The organism is Flavobacterium frigidimaris (assembly GCF_002217275.1).
GTDB lineage: Bacteria > Bacteroidota > Bacteroidia > Flavobacteriales > Flavobacteriaceae > Flavobacterium > Flavobacterium aquidurense.
This window is the reverse complement of sequence record NZ_MUGV01000015.1, coordinates 282713-304655: the sequence shown is the minus strand read 5'-3', so window position 1 is coordinate 304655 and position 21943 is coordinate 282713. Positions and strand designations below refer to the sequence as shown.

The following is a 21943-nucleotide window of genomic DNA, read 5'->3' as shown; positions in this document are numbered from 1 at the left end:
ATTTTAGATTTTAGATTTTAGATTTTATCTCTCCATAAAAAAAGGACTGTTCTTTCGAACAGTCCTTTTTTATGATATATTTTATGATTAAGCTTTTCTAGTAGACTCTCGTTCTTTCAACTTTGTCTTAATAACGATCGTTTCGTAATCCGAAGTTTCCTCATCAGATTCTTCTAAACGTTTGATTAGTTGTCTGGCGGCAACTTCTCCAATTTCAATTCCGTGTTGACTAACCGTTGTTAAACTTGGCGACAAACGTCTTGACGCTAAAATTCCATCTGCAAAACCAATTATTGAAATATCTTCCGGAACTTTGTATCCTTTTTTCAAACTCACTCTTAATGCTGCAACGGAATCATTTTCATCCAAAGCAAAAATCGCATCAATTTTATTATCAAAAATGGCATCAATTTTATTCTTCATATCCTCTTCAGAATCTGTACGAAGAATAATTTTTTCATTTACCGGAATATTGTTATCTGCCAAAGCTTTCAAATATCCGTCAGCTCTTAATTTTCCAACGCTTAAATTATCTACTGAAGAAATTAAGGCAATATTTTTACAGCCTAAATTGATCAAATGTTGTGTTGAATTCAAAGCTGAATCGAAATCATCTACTACAACTTTGTCACATTCTACTTCATCTGCAATTCGGTCAAACATTACAATCGGAGTTCCATCATTAATAATAGCAGAAAAATGACTGTAATCCTGTAATTTTTGAGCTTCTTCAGAAACCGAAAGTATAAATCCGTCAATAGTTCCGTTGCTCAACATTTCAAGAGTATGAATTTCTTTTTCCAAAGATTCATTCGAAATACAGGTAATTACATTGTATCCTTTTTTATCGGCAACTTTCTCGATACCACTAAAAACCTTTGCAAAAAAGGAATTTAATATATTAGGTATAATTACACCAATTGTTTTGGTTTTACGATTCTTCAGATTCAGACCAATAACATTAGGCTTATAATTTTTGAGTTTGGCATACTCTTTAATCTTCACCTTCGTTTGCTCACTAATTTCCGGGCTATCATTTAGTGCCTTAGACACCGTAGATACAGAAACACCAAGTTCTTTCGCAATTTGTTTTAGAGTTGCTTTAGCTTTCATCTATTAAAATTTTATGTAATTAGTACAAATATAGTAGAATTACCTAAAATAAAACAAAAAACACCTACCAGTATTTAAAATTATAAGGCTTTTTAGAAAAAAATTAAAAAAACGTCGATTATTCAAAACCGCTCTTACAAAAATCTCGTTAATACCTTAATATATGTTATTAACCTTTTAAAAGACCTTGATTATGAAAAACGAAGTTAAAATTCATGAAGTTGACCCTTCCTTGAATAACAGAAGGAGCTTTCTAAAGCTCAGCGGCTTAACACTAGTTGGCGCAGGTTTGGTTTTAGCTGGCTGCAGCGACAATGATAATGATAATGATATGCAGGACAATACCCTGCCCGGAATAAAAAATGGTGTCTTTGATTTAGGCTCTGGAGATTTTGGAGTATTGACTTATGCCTATGCACTGGAACAATTAGAAGCTGATTTTTATACTAAAGTTGTAAACGCCTCTAATTTCAACTCTACTTTTAATACTATCGAAAAACAAGTTTTGACTGACTTATATCATCATGAAGTAATTCACAGAGATTTTTTCAAAGCGGCGCTGACAGGAGCCCTTCCTGATCCGAGTTCACAATTACTTCCTTCTTTGGCATTTAATTATGGCTCTCTAAATTTCAACAGTCGTACTGAAGTTCTTGCAACGGCAAAAGCTTTGGAAGATACAGGAGTGGCTGCGTACAACGGAGCCGGAAAACTGATTAAAAGTGCTGATTATTTATTGTTGGCCGGGAAAATTGTTTCGGTAGAAGCCAGACACGCTTCCGCTATCAGAAGTTTGATTAACCCAAATTCAAATGATTTTGCAGGTGATGATATTGTAAATACTTCTACAGGTTTAGACGTTGCCAGCGATCCTTCTAAAATTTTACCAATTGCAGGAGGTTTCATTACTACAAAATTTACTGCTAAATATTTACCTTAATCCTAACCAGCTAAAAATTAGAAATTATGAATATCTTAAAATTTATAGAAACCTTCACTGATGATAGTTTAATGAGAAGCACTGGTTCGAGAAGAGACAGTTTTAATCAGTTCGGAAATATTGGAAAAAATCTGGCAATGGCTTCTATCCCATTCGGATTATCAGCTTTAGCCAATAAAGCATTAGCAAAAGACATCACTGCAACACCAGCCACTCCAATTGGAGCACTGCAATTTGCTTTGACTTTAGAATATCTTGAAAATGAATTTTATGCGATGGCGTTAGATTCTGGAGTAATCCCGGCATCTGAAAACGGCGGACGCGACAGAAAAGTTTTTCAACAAATTGCCGCACACGAATCAGATCACGTAAAATTCTTAATTGCGGGACTAGGCGGAACAATGAGTGCTAATTTTGTTCCAAAACCCACTTTCGACTTTACTGTTGGAGGCGCATTTAATCCTTTTGGAGATTATCCAACGTTTTTGGCATTGGCCCAAGCTTTTGAAGATACTGGTGTGAGAGCCTATAAAGGTCAGGCTGCTAATTTGATTTCAACACCAGATTTACTAACTGCTGCTTTGCAAATTCATTCTGTTGAGGCAAGACATGCCTCAGAAGTACGACGATTACGCGGATTAAAAGGCTGGATATCGAATGCCGAGAGAGGTACCGGAATGCCAGCAGCAACACAAGCCGTGTATGATGGCGAAGGTGTTACAATGCAGGCAGGATATAATACCGCTAGTTTATTTGGAGCCGCCGCAGGATCAGAAGCTTACGATGAGCCACTTTCAACACAACAAGTTGTAGATATTGCAAATTTATTTATTGTTTAACAAAAAAACTCTAAATATTGAACCACCTTCGCGTTATTGTGAAGGTGGTTTTTTTTTATTCATTTAAATAAAAAACTGAAGCCCTGATTTTCAACAGATAAAATATTCTTTTCAGGTATTTGGTTTTAAAATAATTAATTGTACTTTTGCATCCCCTTTATTGGGGATGGAATGTTTAATTAAAATAATATTATGGACGCATTAAGCTACAAGACAATTTCAGCTAGCAAAGCCACTGTAACTAAAGAGTGGATTGTTGTTGACGCTGAAGGTCATAACTTAGGTCGTCTTGCTTCAAAGGTTGCGATGATCTTAAGAGGTAAGTACAAACCAAGTTACACACCACACGTTGACTGTGGAGATAACGTAATTGTTATCAACTCAGAAAAAATTAACCTTACAGGTACAAAAATGAATGACAAAATTTACATGCGTCATACAGGTTACCCAGGAGGACAAAGAACTTTAACTGCTAAAGTATTGCAATCTAAAAACCCTGCATTATTAGTAGAAAAAGCTGTAAAAGGAATGTTACCTAAAAACAAATTAGGAGCTGAACTTTTTAGAAATCTAAATGTTGTTGTAGGTGCTGAGCATACTCACGGAGCTCAAAAACCTAGAACTGTTAACCTAAACGATCTTAAGTAATGGGAGTTATTCACAAAATCGGTAGAAGAAAAACCGCTGTTGCACGTGTATATGTTTCTGAAGGAACAGGAAAAATCACTGTAAACAAAAAAGAATTCGCAACTTACTTTCCAACTGCAACTTTACAATACAAAGTTTTACAACCAATGTCTATGACAGAAAATGTAAACAACTTTGACGTAAAAGTAAACGTTTACGGAGGTGGTTCAACTGGTCAGGCAGAAGCTGTAAGAATGGCATTAGCACGCGTTATGTGTGAAGTAAATGCTGAAAACAGAGCTATCCTTAAACCAGAAGGTTTATTAACAAGAGATCCAAGAATGGTTGAACGTAAGAAATTCGGTCAGAAGAAAGCTCGTAAGAGATTCCAATTCTCTAAACGTTAATATTACCTGTCTTGTATATTTGGTACAAGACACGATCAATTATTTATTGAAATTAAAAAACACAGTTGTTGTTGCTCTCCTATCGAGGTAGGAAATAGTTTAGCATCTAAATGTATAAAGCCTGGGAAACCGCCATTTATACATTGCTAATCAACAGAACGTAAACTAGTACAAAAATGGCAAACAAAATAGAAGTAAAAGACTTACTAGAAGCAGGTGTTCACTTTGGACACATGACTAGAAAATGGGATCCAAACATGGCCCCTTACATTTATATGGAGCGTAATGGTATTCACATTATCAATCTATATAAAACTGCAGCAAAAATCGAAGAAGCTAATGAAGCTTTGAAAAAAATCGCTGCATCAGGTAGAAAAATCTTATTCGTAGCTACCAAAAAACAAGCTAAAGACATCGTTGCTGAAAAAGCAAAGGCTGCAAACATGCCTTACATCACTGAAAGATGGCCTGGTGGAATGCTAACTAACTTTGTAACTATCAGAAAGGCAGTGAAAAAAATGTCTTCTATTGATAAAATGAAGAAAGATGGTACTTTCATGACGTTATCTAAAAAAGAGCGTTTGCAAGTTGATCGTCTACGTGCTAAATTGGAGAAAAACTTAGGTTCAATCGCTGACATGTCTAGACTACCAGCTGCATTGTTCGTAGTAGATATCAAAGCTGAACATATCGCAATAAAAGAAGCACAAAAATTAAACATTCCAGTTTTCGCAATGGTTGATACGAATTCTGACCCAAGAGAGGTTGATTACGTTATTCCTGCAAATGATGATGCTTCTAAATCAATTGACAAAATTTTATCTTTAGTTACTGCTGCTGTAATCGACGGTCTTTCTGACAGAGGTTCTGATAAAGAAACTGAAGTTTTCACAGAAGAAGCTCCAGCTACTGAAGCTGCTCCTGCTGTAGAGGCTGCGCCAGCTGTTGAAGCTGCTGCTCCTGCAACTGAAGAATAAATCAAATTTAAATTCCAAATTTTAAATTCTAAAATCCAAACACAAATTAAAAACGTTATGTTGATAATTTAATAAAATTGGAGTTTAGAATTTAAAAGATGGAATTTTTACTTTTAACATTAAAATTCAAAATATTATGGCAACAATTACTGCTGCAGACGTAAATAAATTAAGACAAACTACAGGTGCCGGAATGATGGACTGTAAAAAAGCTTTAGTTGAGGCTGACGGAGATTTCGATAAAGCTATACAAGTCCTTAGAGAAAAAGGACAAAAAGTTGCTGCTAACCGTTCTGACCGTGAGTCTTCTGAAGGAGCTGCTGTTTCTTTTATCAATGCTGACAATACTAAAGGAGCTATCATCACTTTAAACTGCGAAACTGATTTCGTAGGTAAAAATGAGGCTTTCGTAACTTTGGCTAAAGAATTAGTAGAAAAAGCTATTAACTTCTCTTCTAAAGAAGAATTTTTAGCTTCAGATTTCAACGGAATTACTGTTGCTGAAAAATTAATCGAGCAAACTGGAGTTATCGGAGAAAAAATCGAAATCGGTGGTTTTGAAATTTTAGAAGGTGCTTTCGTTGGATCTTATGTTCACGTTAACAAAATTGCTGCATTAACTGCAATTTCTGCTGCAATTCCTAACGCTGACGTTTTAACTAAAGATGTTTCTATGCAAGTTGCTTCTATGGGAGCTGATACATTATCTTATAAAGATTTTGATCCTGCTTTCGTTGAATCTGAACTTGCTGCTCGTATTGCTGTAATCGAAAAAGATAATGAAGAAGCAAAACGTTTAGGAAAAACTTTAAAAAATGTTCCTAAATATATCTCTTTCTCTCAATTAACTGAAGAAGTTTTAAAACAAGCTGAAGAAGATGCTAAAGCTGAATTAAAAGCAGAAGGTAAGCCAGAGCAAATTTGGGATAAAATTGTTCCAGGAAAAGTACAACGTTTCATCTCTGACAATACTACTTTAGATCAGGAAAAAGCTTTACTTGATCAAAACTTCATCAAAGATGATAGTAAAAAAGTTGGTGATTATGTTAAAGGATTCAACGTTGAAATTACAGGTTTCAAAAGAGTTACTCTAGGTTAATATATTATTATTTCAATATAAAAGGCCCGAATATTAATTTATTCGGGCCTTTTTTTATATTCTTTTATGTCTCAAATAGTACAGACGCACCGCAGTGCGCCTATAATAGTATTGCCGATTTTTTTATTTTTTCTTCGTTACAATTGGAAAATCTCTTGCACGCATTAAAGCATCCGATTTAGGAGCTCTGCCTCTAAAATTCTCATATGCTTTTTCCTGATCAATCGTATTTCCAACGCTGAAAACATTATCATAAAGTCTTTTTGCAACCGCTTTATCATACGGTCCTTTTCCTTCAGTAAAAGCTTCCCACGCATCTGCATTGATTACATCAGCCCATAAGTAGCTGTAATATCCTGCTGCATATCCATCACTTGAGAAAATATGTCCAAATTGCGGAATACGGTGACGCATTACAATTTCTGATGGCATATGCAGTGCATCTAAGGTCTCTTTTTCAAATTTATGAGGATCTATAGGTGTAGTTGTCAAATGTAGCTTCATATCAATCAAAGAACTTGAAATTGTTTCTACAGTAGAGAATCCTTCATTAAAATTAGCTGCTTTCTTAATTCTTTCTACTAAAGACTGTGGCAACGGCTGATTTGTTTTATAATGCAAAGCAAATTTGTTCAATACTTCCGGAGTAGACAACCAGTGCTCTAATAATTGAGAAGGAAATTCAACATAATCTCTTGCTACAGAAGTTCCTGCTAAACTTGGATAGGTAACATTTGAACACAATCCGTGAAGTGCATGACCAAATTCATGAAATAAAGTTGTTGCATCTGTCCATGAAATTAAAACAGGTTCGTTTGCTGTTCCTTTAATGAAATTACAGTTGTTAGACACGATCGTTAAAACATCACCGCCTAACTTTTGTTGGTCACGATAAGCATTCATCCAGGCTCCTGAACGTTTTCCTGTACGTGCGTAAGGATCAAAATACCATAAACCTACCACTTTTCCGGTCACTTTATTACTCACTTCCCAAACGCGAACATCAGGATGATAAACTGGCACATTTGTAATTTGTTTGAAACTTAAGTTAAACAATTCTCCGGCAACCCAAAACATTCCCTCACGCAGGTTTTCTAATTGTAAGTAAGGCTTAACCTCATTTTGATCTAAATCATATTTTGCTTTTCTAACTTTTTCAGCATAATAACGATAATCCCAAGGTTGAATTTTGAACTTTCCACCTTCTGCATCGACAATCTTTTGCATCTCCGCTACATCCTGGTGTACTTTTTCTACAGCTGGCTCCCAAACTGACATCATTAAATCTAATGTTTTCTGAGGATCTTTTGCCATTTTATTAGACAAACTCCAATTAGCAAAAGTTGGATATCCGAGTAATTTAGCTTTTTGAGTACGCAGTTCTAAAATAGTTACAAGTGTAGAATTGTTATCATTCGCATTTCCGTTATCTCCACGTTTCACAAAAATATCGAATGCTTTTTCTCTTAAATCTCTGCGAGTTGAAAAAGTCAAAAAGGGTTCAATAGAAGAGCGTGTATTGGCAATACATCCCATAACATCCAATTTTCTGTCTTTTGCTTCAGCAATAGCAGCATTTTTTACTTCTTGTGGCAGACCGTCAAAATCACTTTCTGTTTTTAAAGCAAGGTATTGATTGTGTTCTTCGGCTAATAAATTTTGGCTAAAGCGAGTAAAAAGTGTTGCCAGTTCCTGATTAATCTTAGATACTTTTGCTTTATCTTCATCATTTAATTTAGCTCCCTGACGAACAAGATTCGTATAGTATAACCAGATTAAACGCTGTTGCTCGCTAGTAAGTTTTTTACTTTCTTTTGCATTATAAAGTGTTTCAATTCTGGCAAACAATTTCTTGTTTTGATTAATTTTATCTGTAAATGCAGAGAATTTTGGCGACATCTCTCTGTCGATTGCATTAAATTCAGGAGTACTTAGATTAGATCTGTAAATTCCGTAAACTGTCGAAATTCTCGTAATTGTTTTTCCCGAAAGCTCTAAAGCGACAATAGTATTGTCAAAAGTTGGTGCTTTTGGATTATTTGCAATAGCATCTACTTCATTTAATTTTTCCTGAATAGCAAATTCAATTGCCGGTTTAAAGTCTGACACCTTGTACTCATTAAAAGCAGGAACTCCTCCGTAAGGACCAGTCCATGGTTTAAGTAACGGGTTGTCAGCGTTGTTTTGTGCGGTAGCCGCAAAAAAGGTTGTACCCATGATAAAAATTGACATTAATTTTTTCATTCTCATTAATTTTGTTTTAAATAATAGAACTTGTTCTTATTCCAAAAGTACCTAAAAATTACCAATCGAGAGCAAATTGAATAATCTTAAAAAAGTTTGATCGTATAAACAATCTCAGTTGCGAAAAGTCACTTTTAGTTTTTAAGAAAATACCTTATAAAAAAAGAAGAAAAAGTAAAATTCATAAACGAAAAGACCGTAATCTATTTTATATTTGTTTAGCAAAACCACTAAACCAACCCTCTTGAAAAAACTACTTTATATCTCATTACTAATAACTTCGGTTCTTCAGGCACAAAACAAAAGTTTATTTTGGGAAATATCCGGTAACGGTTTAACCAAAAAATCCTATATCTACGGAACGATGCATGTTAACGATAAAATTTCGTTTCACTTATCTGATTCCTTTTTTACAAATCTTTTGGGCTCTGATATTGTGGCCAATGAAAGCAATCCTGAAACCTGGGGAGATTTGAATGATTTAATGAAAAGTAATGATTTTAATTCTTATAAAAAGTTCTATACCGAATTCTATTTGTTCCCCACAACAAAAGAGAATATTCAAACCATTTTTATTAATGACAATGGCAAGTATTTTAGAAATATGTTATCAGGAGCCGAAGGAGATCAGGCAGATTTTCAGGAAGATACTGTATTAGACATGTTTATTTTTCAAACCGGAAAAAAGTACAAGAAGAAAATTGTTGGTCTTGAAGATGCAAAAGAATCTATGCTTTCTATCTTGCAAATCATTGACGAAGATGCAAAACCGAAAGAAGAAAACAAACTAGCTTTAGTCAAAATCTTAAAAAACAGAAATCCTCAGGAGGTTCTAAAAGAATATTACAGAGAGAAAGACATTGTAATGCTTGACTCGATCTATAAACTGCTGTTTTCGAAAAAAGCACACGATGCACTTATTGTTAATCGCAACAAAGTAATGACAAAGAGTATTGATTCTATTGCAAAAACAGGAAGTTTATTCTCAGCAGTTGGAGCGGCACATCTTGCAGGCAATGATGGTATAATTAAACTTTTAAGACAAAAAGGCTATACGGTAAAACCTATAATTGACACTTTTACCGAAAACGGGAAAAATCAGAAGAAAACTATTGAAGCTTATTTTCCTAATCCCAATTTTACGGTTTCGAACACTAAAGATAAAATGGTGCAATTGCCATTATACAAAACTACTATTGAAGAAAATGAAAGTATGGGCTCGCCAGATTTTACCAACGGTGGTGCCATTACGATAAAAAGAATTCCGCTAAATTATTTCTTAAAAAACAGAAATATCATATACAATCCGAAATCATTGGATAGTTTATTTTTTGAAAAAATTCCGGGAGATATTATTGAAAAAAAATATGCTGAACAGCCCAATTATGCCAGTTATGATATAAAAAATGTTACGAAAACAGGAAACGCCCAACATTCTAAATTTTACATCACTCCTTTAGAAATCATTTCGATTTCGATGACAGGACCTGCCAATTATGTTCGACAATATGAAAATGAGGTTTTTGAAAATATTAAAATCAAACCTTTTAAAAATGAATGGGAAAAAATCAAACCTCTAAAAGGCGGTTTTGAGGCAGAAATTCCTTCATTCAACTTCGTCTTTGGAAACAGTGCTGATAAAGGAACCAATATTGATATTCAGGCCTATGATAATCAGGAAAAAGCATATTATTTTTTAAGAGAAAAAACACTAAATGACACCAGTTTCCTTGAAAATTCTGAATACGAACAAAAGCAAATTCATTATCAATTTTATCTGCAACAAAATCAAGATTCTACAGCTACAAAATACAACAAAATTGAAAATTCTTTTGTTTCAACCTCTAAAATTGGAGATCGAAATATCAAATTAAAAACAATTATTTCTGGGAACAAATATTACTTATTGGGCGCTGTAAATGCATCAGAGACCAGTACCAATCGTTTTTTCAATTCCTTTACAATCGTTCCGTTTGCATACAAATCGAAATCGAAAGTTTTAACAGACTCAATTGCCAACTATAAAATAGAAATTCCTGAAAAGGAAAATGAAAACTTATTTTTAAAATTAGATCAAAACAAAAGAGAAACAAAAAATACCTTCAAGGTCGTAAATCAGTTTCAGTCATTTAACTCCGAAACGGGTAGAAAAATAAAACTAGCTTACCATAAATTCCCAAAATACGAACGAACATTATCTATTGATTCTGTTCAGCGTATGCTTAAAAAAGAATTCCTAAATCAATATGAAAGCGATCCTGAACAGAATTATTTTGAGGGAGAAGACGATGAAAGTTACGAAACTGCAACATCATTACTAAGTCCTGAATTGTTTCTTAAAAAGGGATTCTCACAGTCTTTATGGGAAGAAATTCTTGCCGACAAAAAAGACAATTACGAATTTTTATCACAAAGCACTACTTTTAATAAAGAACAAAATAGTTACACCGTCAATGCTCTAGTTTCTAAGCCAAATGCGACACAAGCCATTAAATACAAAGTTCTTTATAAAGACAACACCTATTATTTACTGAATACTTTGGTGGCCAAAAACTATAAAAACGATGATCCATTCATAGAAAAAACTTTTAATTCATTAGATCTAGCTGACAATATTAAAACGGATGCGAACGAAGACAAGGTAAAACTTTTTATCGAAGATGCTAAAAGTGAAAAAGATACCATTCGTTATTCAGCCTTGAACACAATTGATAATCTGGACATTACAAAAAATGATTTTGAAGCTATTACCAATTTCATTACTACTTTTAATTTTAAAGAAAGTGAAACTGATGCCATAACTTCATTATTGGAAAAAATTGGCAAAATAGAAGATGAAAGAGTAATTCCTTATCTCGAGAATTATTATAAAAAAGAATCAACTAAAACAGATGTACAAATTAGCATCTTAAAAAGTATTTCATATCAAAAATCAAAAGAAGCGTATCAAAAAATCAATGAATTATTAGAGTATGATTTACCCATTTCCGATTTACAATATGAGATTGGAAGTCTTTTTTACACCTTTGAAAGAGATCCGGAAAACAGTAAGGAATTGTTTCCTGAAATTTTTCAATATTACAGCATCAAAGAATACAACAAACCAATTATTAGCTTTTGCAATTCATTATTAGAGAAAAAATTGCTTTCAGTTAAAAAACTAAAAGCATTTAAAAAAATAATATTGACCAATACCAAACTCGAATATAAAAGAGTAGCAAGCTGGAACGAAAAAAACAAAGCCTCGCAAGATGCTGCAACGACAGAAGACGATTTAACGTTTTATTCTGAGTCCTCAAGATCATTAACTGATTTGATAAATTACACCAATTTAATCTATAATTATGCAGATGACAATGCTGTAAAAGAAGTGTTGAAAAAAATAAAAAATCTGGATATTCCGGAATTAAACATAGAATTAGCCCGATTAGGAATTATACATAACGCACTAAATACGGCTGAAATTAATGTTTTTTTAAACGATCCTAAAACGCAATTCATTACAATCAATTTGTTGTTGAATCAAAATAAAAAAGATTTAATACATTTTACTGATGATGAGATTGCGAAAGCTGCCGCTTTAAATTTTCAAAATCTCTCTAAAAAAGATTCTATAACCTTATTAAAAAAGCAAATTGTAGCAAAAGACAATCATGAAATTTCGTTTTACTTTTATCAAATTCAAAGAAAAAATGATGAGACAAAAGCGGTCAAAAAGCAATTATACACCATTGCCTTTTTAAACGAAAACAAAAAAATAAATCCTTTAGCCTACACTACCGCTCCAATAAAAACAATTAGTATTGAAGAGGATCCCGAAAAAACATATGCTCTTATCATCAATGAAACTCTAAATGGCGATCATATGAGAGCAAGTTTTGAAAAAGAAAAGGAAGAAGAGGAACTATCACTTGGTGAAGAATATTAAATCAATTTTCAGCATAAAATAGTTAACTTTGAAGTATCAGATTTTATAGTACGTATTTATGTTCAAAACCAAAAAAGAAATTGTCTTTGTAGTTCTAGCGGGAATTTTTATCACAAATGCAGTTGTCGCAGAACTTATTGGAGGAAAATTAATTCAGGTTGGGCCGTTTGTAATGAGTATTGGTATTTTACCATGGCCAGTGGTTTTCCTGACAACCGACTTAATAAATGAATATTTTGGAGAGAAAGGAGTAAAAAAGCTCTCTTTTATAACGGCTTGCTTAATTGCATATGCTTTTTTAATTTTATTTATGGCAATTGTTATTCCGGCCGCAAAAGGAATAAGTCCGGTAAATGATGAGCAATTTCAGGCTGTTTTTGGACAAAGTATGTGGATAATTGTTGGTAGTTTAATTGCCTTTATGGCATCTCAGTTAATTGATGTCTGGATATTTTGGTTTTTTAAAAGACGAACAGGAGAAAGAAAAATATGGTTACGAACTACGGGATCAACTGTAATTTCGCAATTATTTGATTCGTTTATTGTACTTGGAATAGCTTTTTGGCTACCCGGAAAAATTGACTTTGATACGTTTATTTCATCAGCATTGATAGGCTATGCATTTAAATTATCTATAGCCATTTTATTGACACCATTAATTTACGCAGGACATCATTTAATTAAAAAATATTTGGAAGGAGACATTTCTCATAAGGACTAAAAATTATTGTTATGAAAAAAACTAATATAATAGTACTATTTTCACTAAGCTTCCTGTTAAGCTGTGGTAGCGATGACAAAAAGCAACCTAACAATAAAGTATACCCTGTTAGTTCTTTAAAACCTGCACCTCAAAAACAACTCGATCCAATTCCTTCTAAAATAGTAGTTGCAATAGACAGCCGTAATAATTCTCCTCTTAAGAAAAAAGAGGCTTTTACTGTTACAAAACCTATTTTAACACCCGAAATTCCAGTTGCAAAAATAAGCACAACAGAAAAAGCTCCGATTCCAATAAAAAAGGAAGAAAACGACTTACTGAATTTTGTTAATCTGCGCAAAATTTTTTCAGGGACTAAAATTGGCCAGACCATGAGTCAGAAAGATTTAACTCAAAATTTTAAAATTCCTGAAGAAGCCGTTAAACTTGTTAAAAGTGTTACCAGAACAGCACACGATGAGTTAAATGTAAAATGGCGTTCAACCTGGCTTGTAGAAAAAGTATCGGATGCCGAACTTGAAGACGGTAAAATGAAAGTTAGATTTCAGGCTGATAAAATGTTCATGTCAGGCAAAGCAATCGGGATTAAATACAACAGAAAAGTTTATAATGATTTAATAATAATTGGTCATTCCGCCTATATACCAAGCGTAAAAGGATATCATTGGCAAATTGGTAAATAATGGAAAACGAAGTTTTAATTCGATGTGGCTGGTGTACTTCCAGCGATTTATATAAAAAATATCATGACGAAGAATGGGGCGTTCCAGTTTATGACGATCCCACCTTATTCGAATTTTTAATTTTAGAAACTTTTCAGGCCGGTTTAAGCTGGATTACCATTTTAAACAAAAGGGAGAATTTCAGAAATGCATTTGACCATTTTGATTATAAAAAAATAGCCTTTTATTCTGAAGATAAAATCGAAGAATTAATGCAAAATACCGGAATCATTCGCAATAAACTAAAAATAAAAGCAGCGGTTTCTAATGCTCAGGCTTTTATGAAAGTGCAGGAAGAATTTGGTAGTTTCTCTGATTTTATTTGGAAATATACCAACGGAAAACCAATCATAAATAACGTCAAAACATCAAAAGATGCTCCCGCCACTACTCCACTTTCTGACGAAATCAGCAAAGATTTAAAAAAAAGAGGTTTTAAATTTGTCGGTTCAACCGTAATCTACGCACACATGCAAGCCACCGGAATGGTTAATGATCACGCCGAAGATTGCTTTACCCGAAAGAGAAAATAGTCTCAGTCACAGTCTCAGTTTTCAGTTTTTTAGAGCTTATTTTTTTAAGTCAAAGACTGAAAACTGAAAACTGAGACTGAAAACTTTAAAAAAAATATTATATTTGCTTCACACTTTAGGGGTGTCTGCTATAAAAGCAGGCTGAGATTTTACCCTCTGAACCTGATCTAGTTCATACTAGCGTAGGGAAAAGTAAGATGACTTCTGCGCATTTTTATGCGTTTTTGTAGCCATTCCTAAAGTATAACTATACTAATTCAAGAAGGAATGGAACTAAAAATCAACCAACAAATCAAAAAGTTCAATGCTGAATCGCTAAGTGTTCAATCATTGCTCGATCTCGAAATTCCAAACAAACAAAACGGAATTGCCGTTGCCATTAACAACTCTGTTGTTCCAAGGATCAATTGGAACGAACATCTCGTACAAGAAACTGACGAAATTCTCATTATTTCTGCTACACAGGGAGGATAGTCCCGATAGCTATCGTGATAAATTCCAAAAAATAAATTCCAAATTCCAAATGGAAACGCACTGCTATGCGCCTCTACCGGAACATCTTTCATTTTACATCTAACATTCAACTCAATCAAGATCAACCTGAAACCTGAAACTTGAAACAAAAAAACTATGACAACAGAAGAACAAATTTCCAGAACCCCTTTTCCGAATTCTAAAAAAGTTTACGTCAATGGCGAAATTCATCCCATAAAAGTGGCCATGCGCGAGGTCATTTTAAGCGACACCAAACTTTCGAATGGCGGAATTGAGAAAAATCCACCTGTAACTATTTACGATACTTCAGGTGCTTATACAGATCCAAACATTGAAATCGACATTAGAAAAGGATTACCACGCTTACGCGAAAGCTGGATCCTGGATCGAAATGATGTCGAAATCCTAAATCAAATAACTTCTGATTACGGACAAACCCGTTTGAAAGACGAAAGCCTGAATCACCTTCGATTTGAATACTTGCATCAGCCAAAACGTGCTAAAAAAGGTGCCAATGTAACGCAGTTATATTATGCCAAACAAGGAATTATAACTCCTGAAATGGAATATATTGCGATTCGTGAAAACCAACGTATCGAACTCTTAAACGAGCAAACAAAAGCAATGCAATGCCAACATGCCGGACATAGTTTTGGAGCAAACACACCAAAAAGCAAAATTACGCCTGAATTTGTACGATCTGAAGTTGCTTGCGGCAGAGCCATTATCCCAAACAACATAAATCATCCTGAAAGCGAACCAATGATTGTTGGTCGTAATTTCTTAGTCAAAATAAACGCCAATATTGGTAACAGCGCCGTGACTTCAAGCATTGAAGAAGAAGTTGAAAAAGCGGTTTGGGCTTGCCGTTGGGGAGCTGACACGATTATGGATCTTTCTACTGGAAAAAACATTCATGAAACAAGAGAATGGATTATTCGTAATTCACCTGTCCCAATTGGTACCGTTCCCATTTATCAGGCATTGGAAAAAGTAAAAGGAATTGCCGAAGATTTAACCTGGGAAGTTTTCCGTGATACTTTAATTGAACAGGCCGAGCAAGGCGTTTCCTATTTCACGATTCACGCCGGAGTTTTATTGCGTTACATTCATTTAACCGCTGATCGTGTTACCGGAATCGTTTCGCGTGGAGGGTCAATTATGGCAAAATGGTGTTTATTTCATCATAAAGAAAACTTTTTATATACTCATTTTGAGGAAATCTGCGAAATCATGAAACAGTATGATGTTGCTTTTTCCCTTGGAGATGGTTTACGTCCGGGTTCTATTGCTGACGCTAACGACGCTGCACAATTTGCAGAACTGGAAACACTTGGAGAATTAACCAAAATTGCATGGAAACATGATGTTCAGGTTTTTATCGAAGGTCCAGGCCACGTGCCAATGCACATGATTAAAGAAAATATGGACAAACAATTAGAGCATTGCAATGAAGCCCCTTTTTACACCCTTGGACCTTTAACGACTGATATTGCTCCTGGTTATGATCATATAACTTCAGCAATTGGAGCCGCCATGATTGGTTGGTACGGTTGTGCAATGTTGTGTTATGTAACGCCAAAAGAGCATCTTGGTTTACCGAATAAAAAAGATGTAAAAGATGGAGTTATAACGTATAAAATTTCAGCTCATGCTGCAGATTTGGCAAAAGGTCATCCAGGCGCACAATATCGAGACAATGCTTTAAGCAAAGCCCGTTTTGAATTCCGTTGGGAAGATCAATTTAATCTGTCTCTTGATCCTGATACTGCAAGGGAATTCCATGATGAAACTCTTCCTGCTGATGGTGCAAAAGTCGCTCATTTTTGCTCTATGTGTGGTCCAAAATTCTGTTCTATGAAAATATCTCAGGAAATTAGAGATGTTGCTGCCGCAGAAAAAGGAATGCAGGAGAAATCAGAAGAGTTTATTGAACAGGGGAAAGAGATTTATATCTAGTAGAAAATAGAGTCAAGAATCAAGAGTAAAGAGAAAAGATATGATTGTCATTACAAATCCTTTTGCAATTTCTGATGAAATCAGCATTATTGATTCTTTATTTGAGGAAGGATTGTCTTTGCTTCATATTCGGAAATCCGATTTTTCTGAAGTTGAAATGATGAAATTTATTAATCAGATAAACGTAAAATTCAGATCTAATTTGGTGTTGCACAGTCATCATCAATTGGCAGAATATTTTGGAATCAACCGACTTCATTTTTCTGAAAAAGACAGAAAAGATTCTCATGACTTTCCTGCAAGGTTTTCAAAACCCTGTAGGTATTCAACGTCAACTCATTCTATAGAAGATTTTAATTCTCTGGGAAAAGATTTTGAATACGCATTCTTAAGTCCAGTTTTTAAAAGCATTTCTAAAGAAGAATATTATCCTGAAAAAGATCTTTTTAAGGCTTTAGCATTAAGAAAAAACACAAATACAAAAGTTATCGCTTTAGGCGGAATTGATTTTGAAAATATCAAAAAAACACTTAAAAACGGTTTTGATGATGTCGCACTTTTAGGAAGCATCTGGAGTAGTAAAAACCCTGTAAAACAATTTAAATTATGTCAGCAACTCGCCCATTCGTTCTTAGCATAGCAGGATTTGATCCTTGTGGTGGCGCGGGTGTTTTGGCAGATGTTAAAACATTCGAACAACATCAGGTGACCGGTTTTGCTGTTGTAACGGCAAATACAATTCAGACAGAAAATGTATTTTGTAAAATTCAATGGATCAATCTGAGTTTTGTAATTCGTTCGATTGAAACCCTGTTTTTAAGTTATAAAATCCAAACAGTAAAAATTGGGATTGTACCAAGTTTCCATTATTTAAACCGAATTCTTTCGACTATAAAACTGCTGTCTCCAACTACAAAAATTGTCTGGGATCCGGTTTTAAAGTCGACAACAAAATTCGAATTTTTGAAAGTCGAAGAAGATCTCGATCTTAATAAAATCCTTTCAAAAATTGATTTGATTACACCCAATTACAACGAAATTGAAATTCTATTTCCCGGATTTATTCCAAATGAACTCTGGCTGCACAATGAAATTCCAACGAACATTTTACTAAAAGGAGGACATAACGAATCGGAAATTGGTACGGACCGTCTATTCCTAAAAAATGAAGTTATAGAATTAGCCCCATCACAGAAAAAATGTTTTGAAAAACATGGTTCCGGCTGTGTTTTGTCAGCAGCAATAGCCGCAAATCTGGCATTAGACCAAACTTTGGAAGAAGCTTGTAAAAATGCTAAAACCTACATAGAAAAATACCTGAGTTCAACATCAACTTTAATCGGATATCACTATGTACAATAAACTACAATACATTTCGCAAGGAAAAACAATCGAAGAACAATTGTATAATATTCATCACGCCTTAGACTCAGGATGTGATTGGATACAACTGCGTTTCAAAAATCAAACAGCCAAAGATACTTTTACTTTAGCGGAAGCGGTAAAGTTTTTATGCGAAGAATATCTTGCCAATTTCATTGTAAATGACAATTTGTATCTGGCACAACAAATCGCTGCCGACGGTGTACATTTGGGTTTAACCGATATGAATATTGCAGAAGCAAGAGCAATTCTCGGAAACACCAAAATCATTGGAGGAACAGCCAACACCTTTGAAGACATTGAAAATCACGTAAAAAATGGCTGTGATTATATCGGATTAGGACCTTTTCGTTTTACCGCTACTAAAGAAAAATTAAGTCCCATTTTAGGTTTATCAGGCTATTTTAATATTCTTCAAAAAATGAAAAATAGTAATATACAAACTCCTGTTTACGCTATTGGCGGAATCACAATTAATGATATAAGCCCTTTAATGGAGACCGGAATTCATGGAATTGCCGTTTCCGGAATGATTACTAAAAGTGATCAAAAAGAAAAATTAATTCAACAACTCAACGAAAAATTATATGCAAACGTCAGTGTTTAATATCGGAGATAAAAGCTTTCAATCCCGCTTGTTTTTGGGAACAGGAAAATTTGGTTCTAATATCCAAATGGAAGAAGCGATCCTGGCATCAGAAAGTGAATTGGTGACAGTGGCCCTAAAACGTATTGATCTCGAAACGGATACAGATGCCATTTTATACCATTTAAAACATCCAAAAATCAATTTATTACCCAATACTTCAGGAGCGAGAAATGCCAAAGAAGCTGTTTTCGCCGCACAATTAGCGAGAGAAGCTCTCGAAACCAATTGGATAAAACTTGAAATTCATCCGGATCCAAAGTATTTGATGCCCGATCCTATTGAAACTTTAAAAGCAACGGAGGAATTAGCAAAACTGGGATTTTTTGTATTGCCTTACATTCATGCAGATCCCGTTTTGTGCAAACATTTAGAAAATGCAGGAACAACTGCGGTGATGCCGTTAGGCTCTCCAATTGGAAGTAACAAAGGCTTAAAGACAATTGATTTCCTTGAAATTATTATCGAACAAAGTAATGTTCCGGTAATTATAGACGCCGGAATCGGTTCTCCATCTGACGCTGCAAAAGCAATGGAAATTGGTGCTGATGCAGTTTTGGTGAATACTGCAATTGCGGTAGCCGGAAACCCAAAATTAATGGCTGAAGCTTTCAAAGAAGCTGTTATTGCAGGACGAAAAGCTTTTGAAGCTAAAATTGCTAATCAACAAAATTATGCTGTTGCTTCTAGTCCTTTGACTTCATTTTTATTTGAGTAAGGATATTTCACGCAGATTCTGCAGATTTAAGCAGATTAAAAACGATTTTTATATGTTGAACAGTATAAAAATTGGATAGGAAAAATCAATTAAAAAAAAGAAGGAAAATTCTTTAATTTTGACTAAAATTTAAATTAAAGAATAATGACTGAAAATGAAATATAGTATATAGTTAGAGGAGCAATTTTTAAAGTTTATAATAATTTAGGACCTGGATTATTTGAATCAGTATATGAAAGCGCCTTGTTTTATGAATTAACAAAAACAGATTTACAAGTTCAGAAACAAGTTGAAATTATAATTCCTTACGGAGAAATAATATTAGATCCAGCTTTTAGAATTGATCTTTTAGTTGAAGACAAAGTAATAATCGAATTAAAATCTGTTGAAGATTTAGCTCCAATACATTATAAACAACTTTCGACATATTTAAGGCTCTCAAATAAGAAATTGGGTCTACTTGTTAATTTCAATACTCTAAACATATTAGATGATATAAAACGAATTGCAAATAAGGTATGAGTATAGCAAATTAAAATCAACTTTGATCTGCTTAAATCTGCAAAATCTGCGTGAAAAAAAACACACAATCCATGAAAACATTTAAATCCGTTTTTGAAAACTACGATTGGGATTCCATTCAATCTAAAATATACCAGACAACTTCTCAGGATGTCGAACGAGCGTTAGCAAAAACAAAACGCAATCTCGATGATTTTTTAGCTTTGATTTCTCCAGTTGCTCAAAATTATTTAGAGCAAATGGCACAGCAATGTCATGAATTAACCAAGAAGCGTTTCGGAAAAACAATTCAAATGTACGCGCCATTATATTTAAGCAATGAATGCCAAAACATTTGTACGTATTGTGGTTTTAGTTTAGACAATAAAATCAAACGAAAAACACTTACTGATGCTGAGATTACACTCGAAGTTGAAGCATTAAAAAATGTTGGTTTTGATCATGTTTTATTAGTTACCGGCGAAGCAAATTACACCGTAAATATTAATTATTTTCTGAATGCCATTGCTTTGATAAGAGAACAGTTTTCGATTATTTCTGTGGAAGTTCAGCCACTTTCTACCGAAGATTATGAAAGTTTGCATGAAGCCGGCGTTTATTCCGTTTTAGTATATCAGGAAACGTATCATCAGGAAGTTTACAAAAAGTATCATACGAAAGGAAAAAAATCAAATTTTGATTATCGACTGGAAACTCCTGACCGAATTGGAACCGCCGGAATTCACAAAATAGGATTAGGCGTTTTACTAGGTTTAGAAGATTGGCGAACCGATAGTTTTTTCAACGCCCTGCATTTACATTATTTGCAGAAAAAATATTGGCAAACAAAATATTCCGTTTCATTTCCAAGGCTTCGTCCGGCAGAAGGCATTATCGAACCCAATTTTATTATGGATGATAAGGATCTGACGCAACTCATTTGCGCCTATCGTCTATGGAATGAAGACCTGGAAATTTCCATTTCAACTCGTGAAAACGAAAAATTCAGAAACAATATTATTCCGATTGGTGTAACCAGTATGAGCGCAGGATCCAAAACCAATCCGGGTGGTTATGTGGTTGATCCACAATCGTTGGAGCAATTTGAAATCAGTGACGAAAGATCCGCAAATGAGATAGCACAAATCATAAAAAAATCGGGATACGAACCCGTTTGGAAAGACTGGGACAGAACATTTAGTCAAAAGTCTTAAAGTCGAAAGTCATAAAGTCCACCAACTTTTGACTTTCTATTTTTGACTTTCGACTTTACAACTTTCAAACTTTAAGACTAAAAAAATGAGTATCATACAAGAATTTCTACGTTACAACCGACAAACCATTCTTCCTGAAATTGGCGATGAAGGTCAGGAAAAACTCAAAAAAGCAAGAGTGTTAGTAATTGGCGCCGGCGGTTTAGGGTGTCCAATTTTACAATATATTGCAACGGCCGGAGTTGGATTGATTGGAATAATGGATTTTGATACTATTGAAATTCACAACTTACACCGACAGATCTTATATACCGAAAATGAAATTGGACAAGAAAAAGTAATAGTTGCAAAAGAAGTTGTTTCCAAACTGAATCCGTTAATTGAGGTTGAAGCTATTAATGCAAAATTGACAAGAGAAAATGCCGCAACTATTATTCAGCAATATGATGTTATTGTTGATGGGTCTGATAATTTTGCAACTCGTTATTTGGTAAACGATACTTGCGTTCAATTTCAGAAACCTTTGATCTACGGAAGTATTTTAAAATTTGAAGGTCAGGTAGCTATTTTTAATCATAACGGAAGTAAAAACCTGCGCGATTTATTCCCTGAAATGCCAGATCCTAAAGAGGTTCCAAATTGCAATTTGAATGGGGTTTTAGGAACTTTACCTGGAATAATTGGCACTATGATGGCACACGAAACACTCAAATTAATTTTAGAACTACCAACTCTAAAAAATGAATTGGTGCTTTATAATACTTTGAACTGGAGTTTCACAAAGCTGAATTTTTAAAAAATACGATTTTAAAATTACCTGAAAAAACCAAAAAAACTGATCTTGTAATTTTCTAAAAAAGGCTAAAAATAAACTTGA

At 34.1% G+C, this 21943-nt stretch carries 21 protein-coding genes and 1 riboswitch; of the genes, 19 read left to right on the top strand and 2 right to left on the bottom strand.

The features are described 5' to 3' along the window. Positions 1-87: 87 nt before the first annotated feature. Entirely contained in the window at positions 88-1113 is a 1026-nt protein-coding gene (locus tag B0A65_RS08845) for a LacI family DNA-binding transcriptional regulator (RefSeq protein ID WP_074660532.1), read from the bottom strand. A 193-nt stretch (positions 1114-1306) separates the two neighbouring features. On the opposite strand from B0A65_RS08845, the gene B0A65_RS08840 reads away from it, so the two are divergent. The 6 genes from B0A65_RS08840 to tsf all read left to right on the top strand — a co-directional run bounded on the left by B0A65_RS08840 (position 1307) and on the right by tsf (position 6002). Continuing rightward, complete coding sequence (locus B0A65_RS08840; RefSeq protein WP_074660531.1) at positions 1307-2053, top strand: ferritin-like domain-containing protein; 747 nt, start codon at positions 1307-1309, stop codon at positions 2051-2053. 26 nt (positions 2054-2079) lie between these two features. After that, a complete protein-coding gene (locus tag B0A65_RS08835; RefSeq protein WP_074660530.1) occupies positions 2080-2892 on the top strand; it encodes a ferritin-like domain-containing protein in 813 nt (270 codons plus the stop codon). A gap of 192 nt (positions 2893-3084) precedes the next feature. Beyond that, a complete protein-coding gene (gene rplM / locus B0A65_RS08830) occupies positions 3085-3540 on the top strand; it encodes a 50S ribosomal protein L13 (protein ID WP_026983738.1) in 456 nt (151 codons plus the stop codon). Beyond that, the gene (rpsI, locus tag B0A65_RS08825) at positions 3540-3926 is read left to right on the top strand and encodes a 30S ribosomal protein S9 (protein WP_007808909.1); all 387 of its coding nucleotides are present in this window, start codon (positions 3540-3542) and stop codon (positions 3924-3926) included. Before rplM ends, rpsI begins: the two co-directional genes overlap by 1 nt. Positions 3927-4102: 176 nt before the next feature. Further along, positions 4103-4903 carry a 30S ribosomal protein S2 gene (gene rpsB / locus B0A65_RS08820; RefSeq protein WP_074660529.1) on the top strand — a complete coding sequence of 267 codons (801 nt, stop codon included), beginning with the start codon at positions 4103-4105 and terminating at the stop codon, positions 4901-4903. A gap of 136 nt (positions 4904-5039) precedes the next feature. Further along, positions 5040-6002: a translation elongation factor Ts gene (gene tsf / locus B0A65_RS08815; RefSeq protein WP_074660528.1), complete on the top strand. Its 963-nt coding sequence runs from the start codon at positions 5040-5042 to the stop codon at positions 6000-6002. Between the two features lie 123 nt (positions 6003-6125). On the opposite strand, the gene B0A65_RS08810 is transcribed toward tsf, so the two are convergent. Further along, entirely contained in the window at positions 6126-8246 is a 2121-nt protein-coding gene (locus tag B0A65_RS08810; RefSeq protein ID WP_074660610.1) for a M3 family metallopeptidase, read from the bottom strand. A 244-nt stretch (positions 8247-8490) separates the two neighbouring features. On the opposite strand from B0A65_RS08810, the gene B0A65_RS08805 reads away from it, so the two are divergent. The 13 genes from B0A65_RS08805 to B0A65_RS08745 all read left to right on the top strand — a co-directional run bounded on the left by B0A65_RS08805 (position 8491) and on the right by B0A65_RS08745 (position 21862). Continuing rightward, entirely contained in the window at positions 8491-12174 is a 3684-nt protein-coding gene (locus B0A65_RS08805; RefSeq protein WP_074660527.1) for a TraB/GumN family protein, read from the top strand. Positions 12175-12232: 58 nt separating this feature from the next. Next, entirely contained in the window at positions 12233-12895 is a 663-nt protein-coding gene (locus B0A65_RS08800) for a queuosine precursor transporter (protein WP_074660526.1), read from the top strand. Between the two features lie 11 nt (positions 12896-12906). Next, positions 12907-13578, top strand: a complete 672-nt coding sequence (locus B0A65_RS08795) for a hypothetical protein (protein ID WP_074660525.1) — start codon at positions 12907-12909, stop codon at positions 13576-13578. Then, positions 13578-14150 carry a DNA-3-methyladenine glycosylase I gene (locus B0A65_RS08790; RefSeq protein ID WP_074660524.1) on the top strand — a complete coding sequence of 191 codons (573 nt, stop codon included), beginning with the start codon at positions 13578-13580 and terminating at the stop codon, positions 14148-14150. Before B0A65_RS08795 ends, B0A65_RS08790 begins: the two co-directional genes overlap by 1 nt. Before the next feature lie 107 nt (positions 14151-14257). Beyond that, a riboswitch (TPP riboswitch) is annotated at positions 14258-14356 on the top strand. Between the two features lie 61 nt (positions 14357-14417). Continuing rightward, entirely contained in the window at positions 14418-14624 is a 207-nt protein-coding gene (thiS, locus tag B0A65_RS08785) for a sulfur carrier protein ThiS (protein WP_074660523.1), read from the top strand. Positions 14625-14780: 156 nt separating this feature from the next. After that, a complete protein-coding gene (gene thiC, locus B0A65_RS08780) occupies positions 14781-16604 on the top strand; it encodes a phosphomethylpyrimidine synthase ThiC (protein ID WP_074660522.1) in 1824 nt (607 codons plus the stop codon). A gap of 40 nt (positions 16605-16644) precedes the next feature. After that, positions 16645-17244, top strand: coding sequence for a thiamine phosphate synthase (locus tag B0A65_RS08775; protein ID WP_074660521.1), 600 nt, complete (start codon positions 16645-16647; stop codon positions 17242-17244). Further along, the gene (locus B0A65_RS08770; protein ID WP_074660520.1) at positions 17211-17966 is read left to right on the top strand and encodes a hydroxymethylpyrimidine/phosphomethylpyrimidine kinase; all 756 of its coding nucleotides are present in this window, start codon (positions 17211-17213) and stop codon (positions 17964-17966) included. The genes B0A65_RS08775 and B0A65_RS08770 overlap by 34 nt, the downstream gene beginning before the upstream one ends. Next, complete coding sequence (locus tag B0A65_RS08765) at positions 17956-18594, top strand: thiamine phosphate synthase (protein WP_074660519.1); 639 nt, start codon at positions 17956-17958, stop codon at positions 18592-18594. The genes B0A65_RS08770 and B0A65_RS08765 overlap by 11 nt, the downstream gene beginning before the upstream one ends. Further along, on the top strand, positions 18575-19351 hold the full coding sequence (locus B0A65_RS08760) for a thiazole synthase (protein ID WP_074660518.1): 777 nt from the start codon (positions 18575-18577) through the stop codon (positions 19349-19351). Before B0A65_RS08765 ends, B0A65_RS08760 begins: the two co-directional genes overlap by 20 nt. Before the next feature lie 168 nt (positions 19352-19519). Next, positions 19520-19873, top strand: coding sequence for a GxxExxY protein (locus tag B0A65_RS08755; RefSeq protein ID WP_242670255.1), 354 nt, complete (start codon positions 19520-19522; stop codon positions 19871-19873). 71 nt (positions 19874-19944) lie between these two features. After that, positions 19945-21066, top strand: coding sequence for a 2-iminoacetate synthase ThiH (gene thiH / locus B0A65_RS08750; protein ID WP_074660517.1), 1122 nt, complete (start codon positions 19945-19947; stop codon positions 21064-21066). Between the two features lie 85 nt (positions 21067-21151). Further along, positions 21152-21862, top strand: coding sequence for a HesA/MoeB/ThiF family protein (locus B0A65_RS08745; protein ID WP_074660516.1), 711 nt, complete (start codon positions 21152-21154; stop codon positions 21860-21862). The last annotated feature ends 81 nt before the right edge of the window (positions 21863-21943 follow it).

Excerpts from the sequence above, each read along its gene's own strand:
- tsf (WP_074660528.1), top strand. The coding sequence starts at position 5,040 with ATGGCAACAATTACTGCTGCAGACGTAAATAAATTAAGACAAACTACA.
- B0A65_RS08840 (WP_074660531.1), top strand. The coding sequence starts at position 1,307 with ATGAAAAACGAAGTTAAAATTCATGAAGTTGACCCTTCCTTGAATAAC.
- B0A65_RS08835 (WP_074660530.1), top strand. The coding sequence starts at position 2,080 with ATGAATATCTTAAAATTTATAGAAACCTTCACTGATGATAGTTTAATG.
- B0A65_RS08800 (WP_074660526.1), top strand. The coding sequence starts at position 12,233 with ATGTTCAAAACCAAAAAAGAAATTGTCTTTGTAGTTCTAGCGGGAATT.
- B0A65_RS08790 (WP_074660524.1), top strand. The coding sequence starts at position 13,578 with ATGGAAAACGAAGTTTTAATTCGATGTGGCTGGTGTACTTCCAGCGAT.
- rplM (WP_026983738.1), top strand. The coding sequence starts at position 3,085 with ATGGACGCATTAAGCTACAAGACAATTTCAGCTAGCAAAGCCACTGTA.
- B0A65_RS08765 (WP_074660519.1), top strand. The coding sequence starts at position 17,956 with ATGTACAATAAACTACAATACATTTCGCAAGGAAAAACAATCGAAGAA.
- thiC (WP_074660522.1), top strand. The coding sequence starts at position 14,781 with ATGACAACAGAAGAACAAATTTCCAGAACCCCTTTTCCGAATTCTAAA.
- B0A65_RS08810 (WP_074660610.1), bottom strand. The coding sequence starts at position 8,246 with ATGAAAAAATTAATGTCAATTTTTATCATGGGTACAACCTTTTTTGCG.
- B0A65_RS08795 (WP_074660525.1), top strand. The coding sequence starts at position 12,907 with ATGAAAAAAACTAATATAATAGTACTATTTTCACTAAGCTTCCTGTTA.
- B0A65_RS08760 (WP_074660518.1), top strand. The coding sequence starts at position 18,575 with ATGCAAACGTCAGTGTTTAATATCGGAGATAAAAGCTTTCAATCCCGC.
- B0A65_RS08775 (WP_074660521.1), top strand. The coding sequence starts at position 16,645 with ATGATTGTCATTACAAATCCTTTTGCAATTTCTGATGAAATCAGCATT.
- B0A65_RS08845 (WP_074660532.1), bottom strand. The coding sequence starts at position 1,113 with ATGAAAGCTAAAGCAACTCTAAAACAAATTGCGAAAGAACTTGGTGTT.
- thiS (WP_074660523.1), top strand. The coding sequence starts at position 14,418 with ATGGAACTAAAAATCAACCAACAAATCAAAAAGTTCAATGCTGAATCG.
- B0A65_RS08745 (WP_074660516.1), top strand. The coding sequence starts at position 21,152 with ATGAGTATCATACAAGAATTTCTACGTTACAACCGACAAACCATTCTT.
- thiH (WP_074660517.1), top strand. The coding sequence starts at position 19,945 with ATGAAAACATTTAAATCCGTTTTTGAAAACTACGATTGGGATTCCATT.
- B0A65_RS08770 (WP_074660520.1), top strand. The coding sequence starts at position 17,211 with ATGTCAGCAACTCGCCCATTCGTTCTTAGCATAGCAGGATTTGATCCT.
- rpsI (WP_007808909.1), top strand. The coding sequence starts at position 3,540 with ATGGGAGTTATTCACAAAATCGGTAGAAGAAAAACCGCTGTTGCACGT.
- rpsB (WP_074660529.1), top strand. The coding sequence starts at position 4,103 with ATGGCAAACAAAATAGAAGTAAAAGACTTACTAGAAGCAGGTGTTCAC.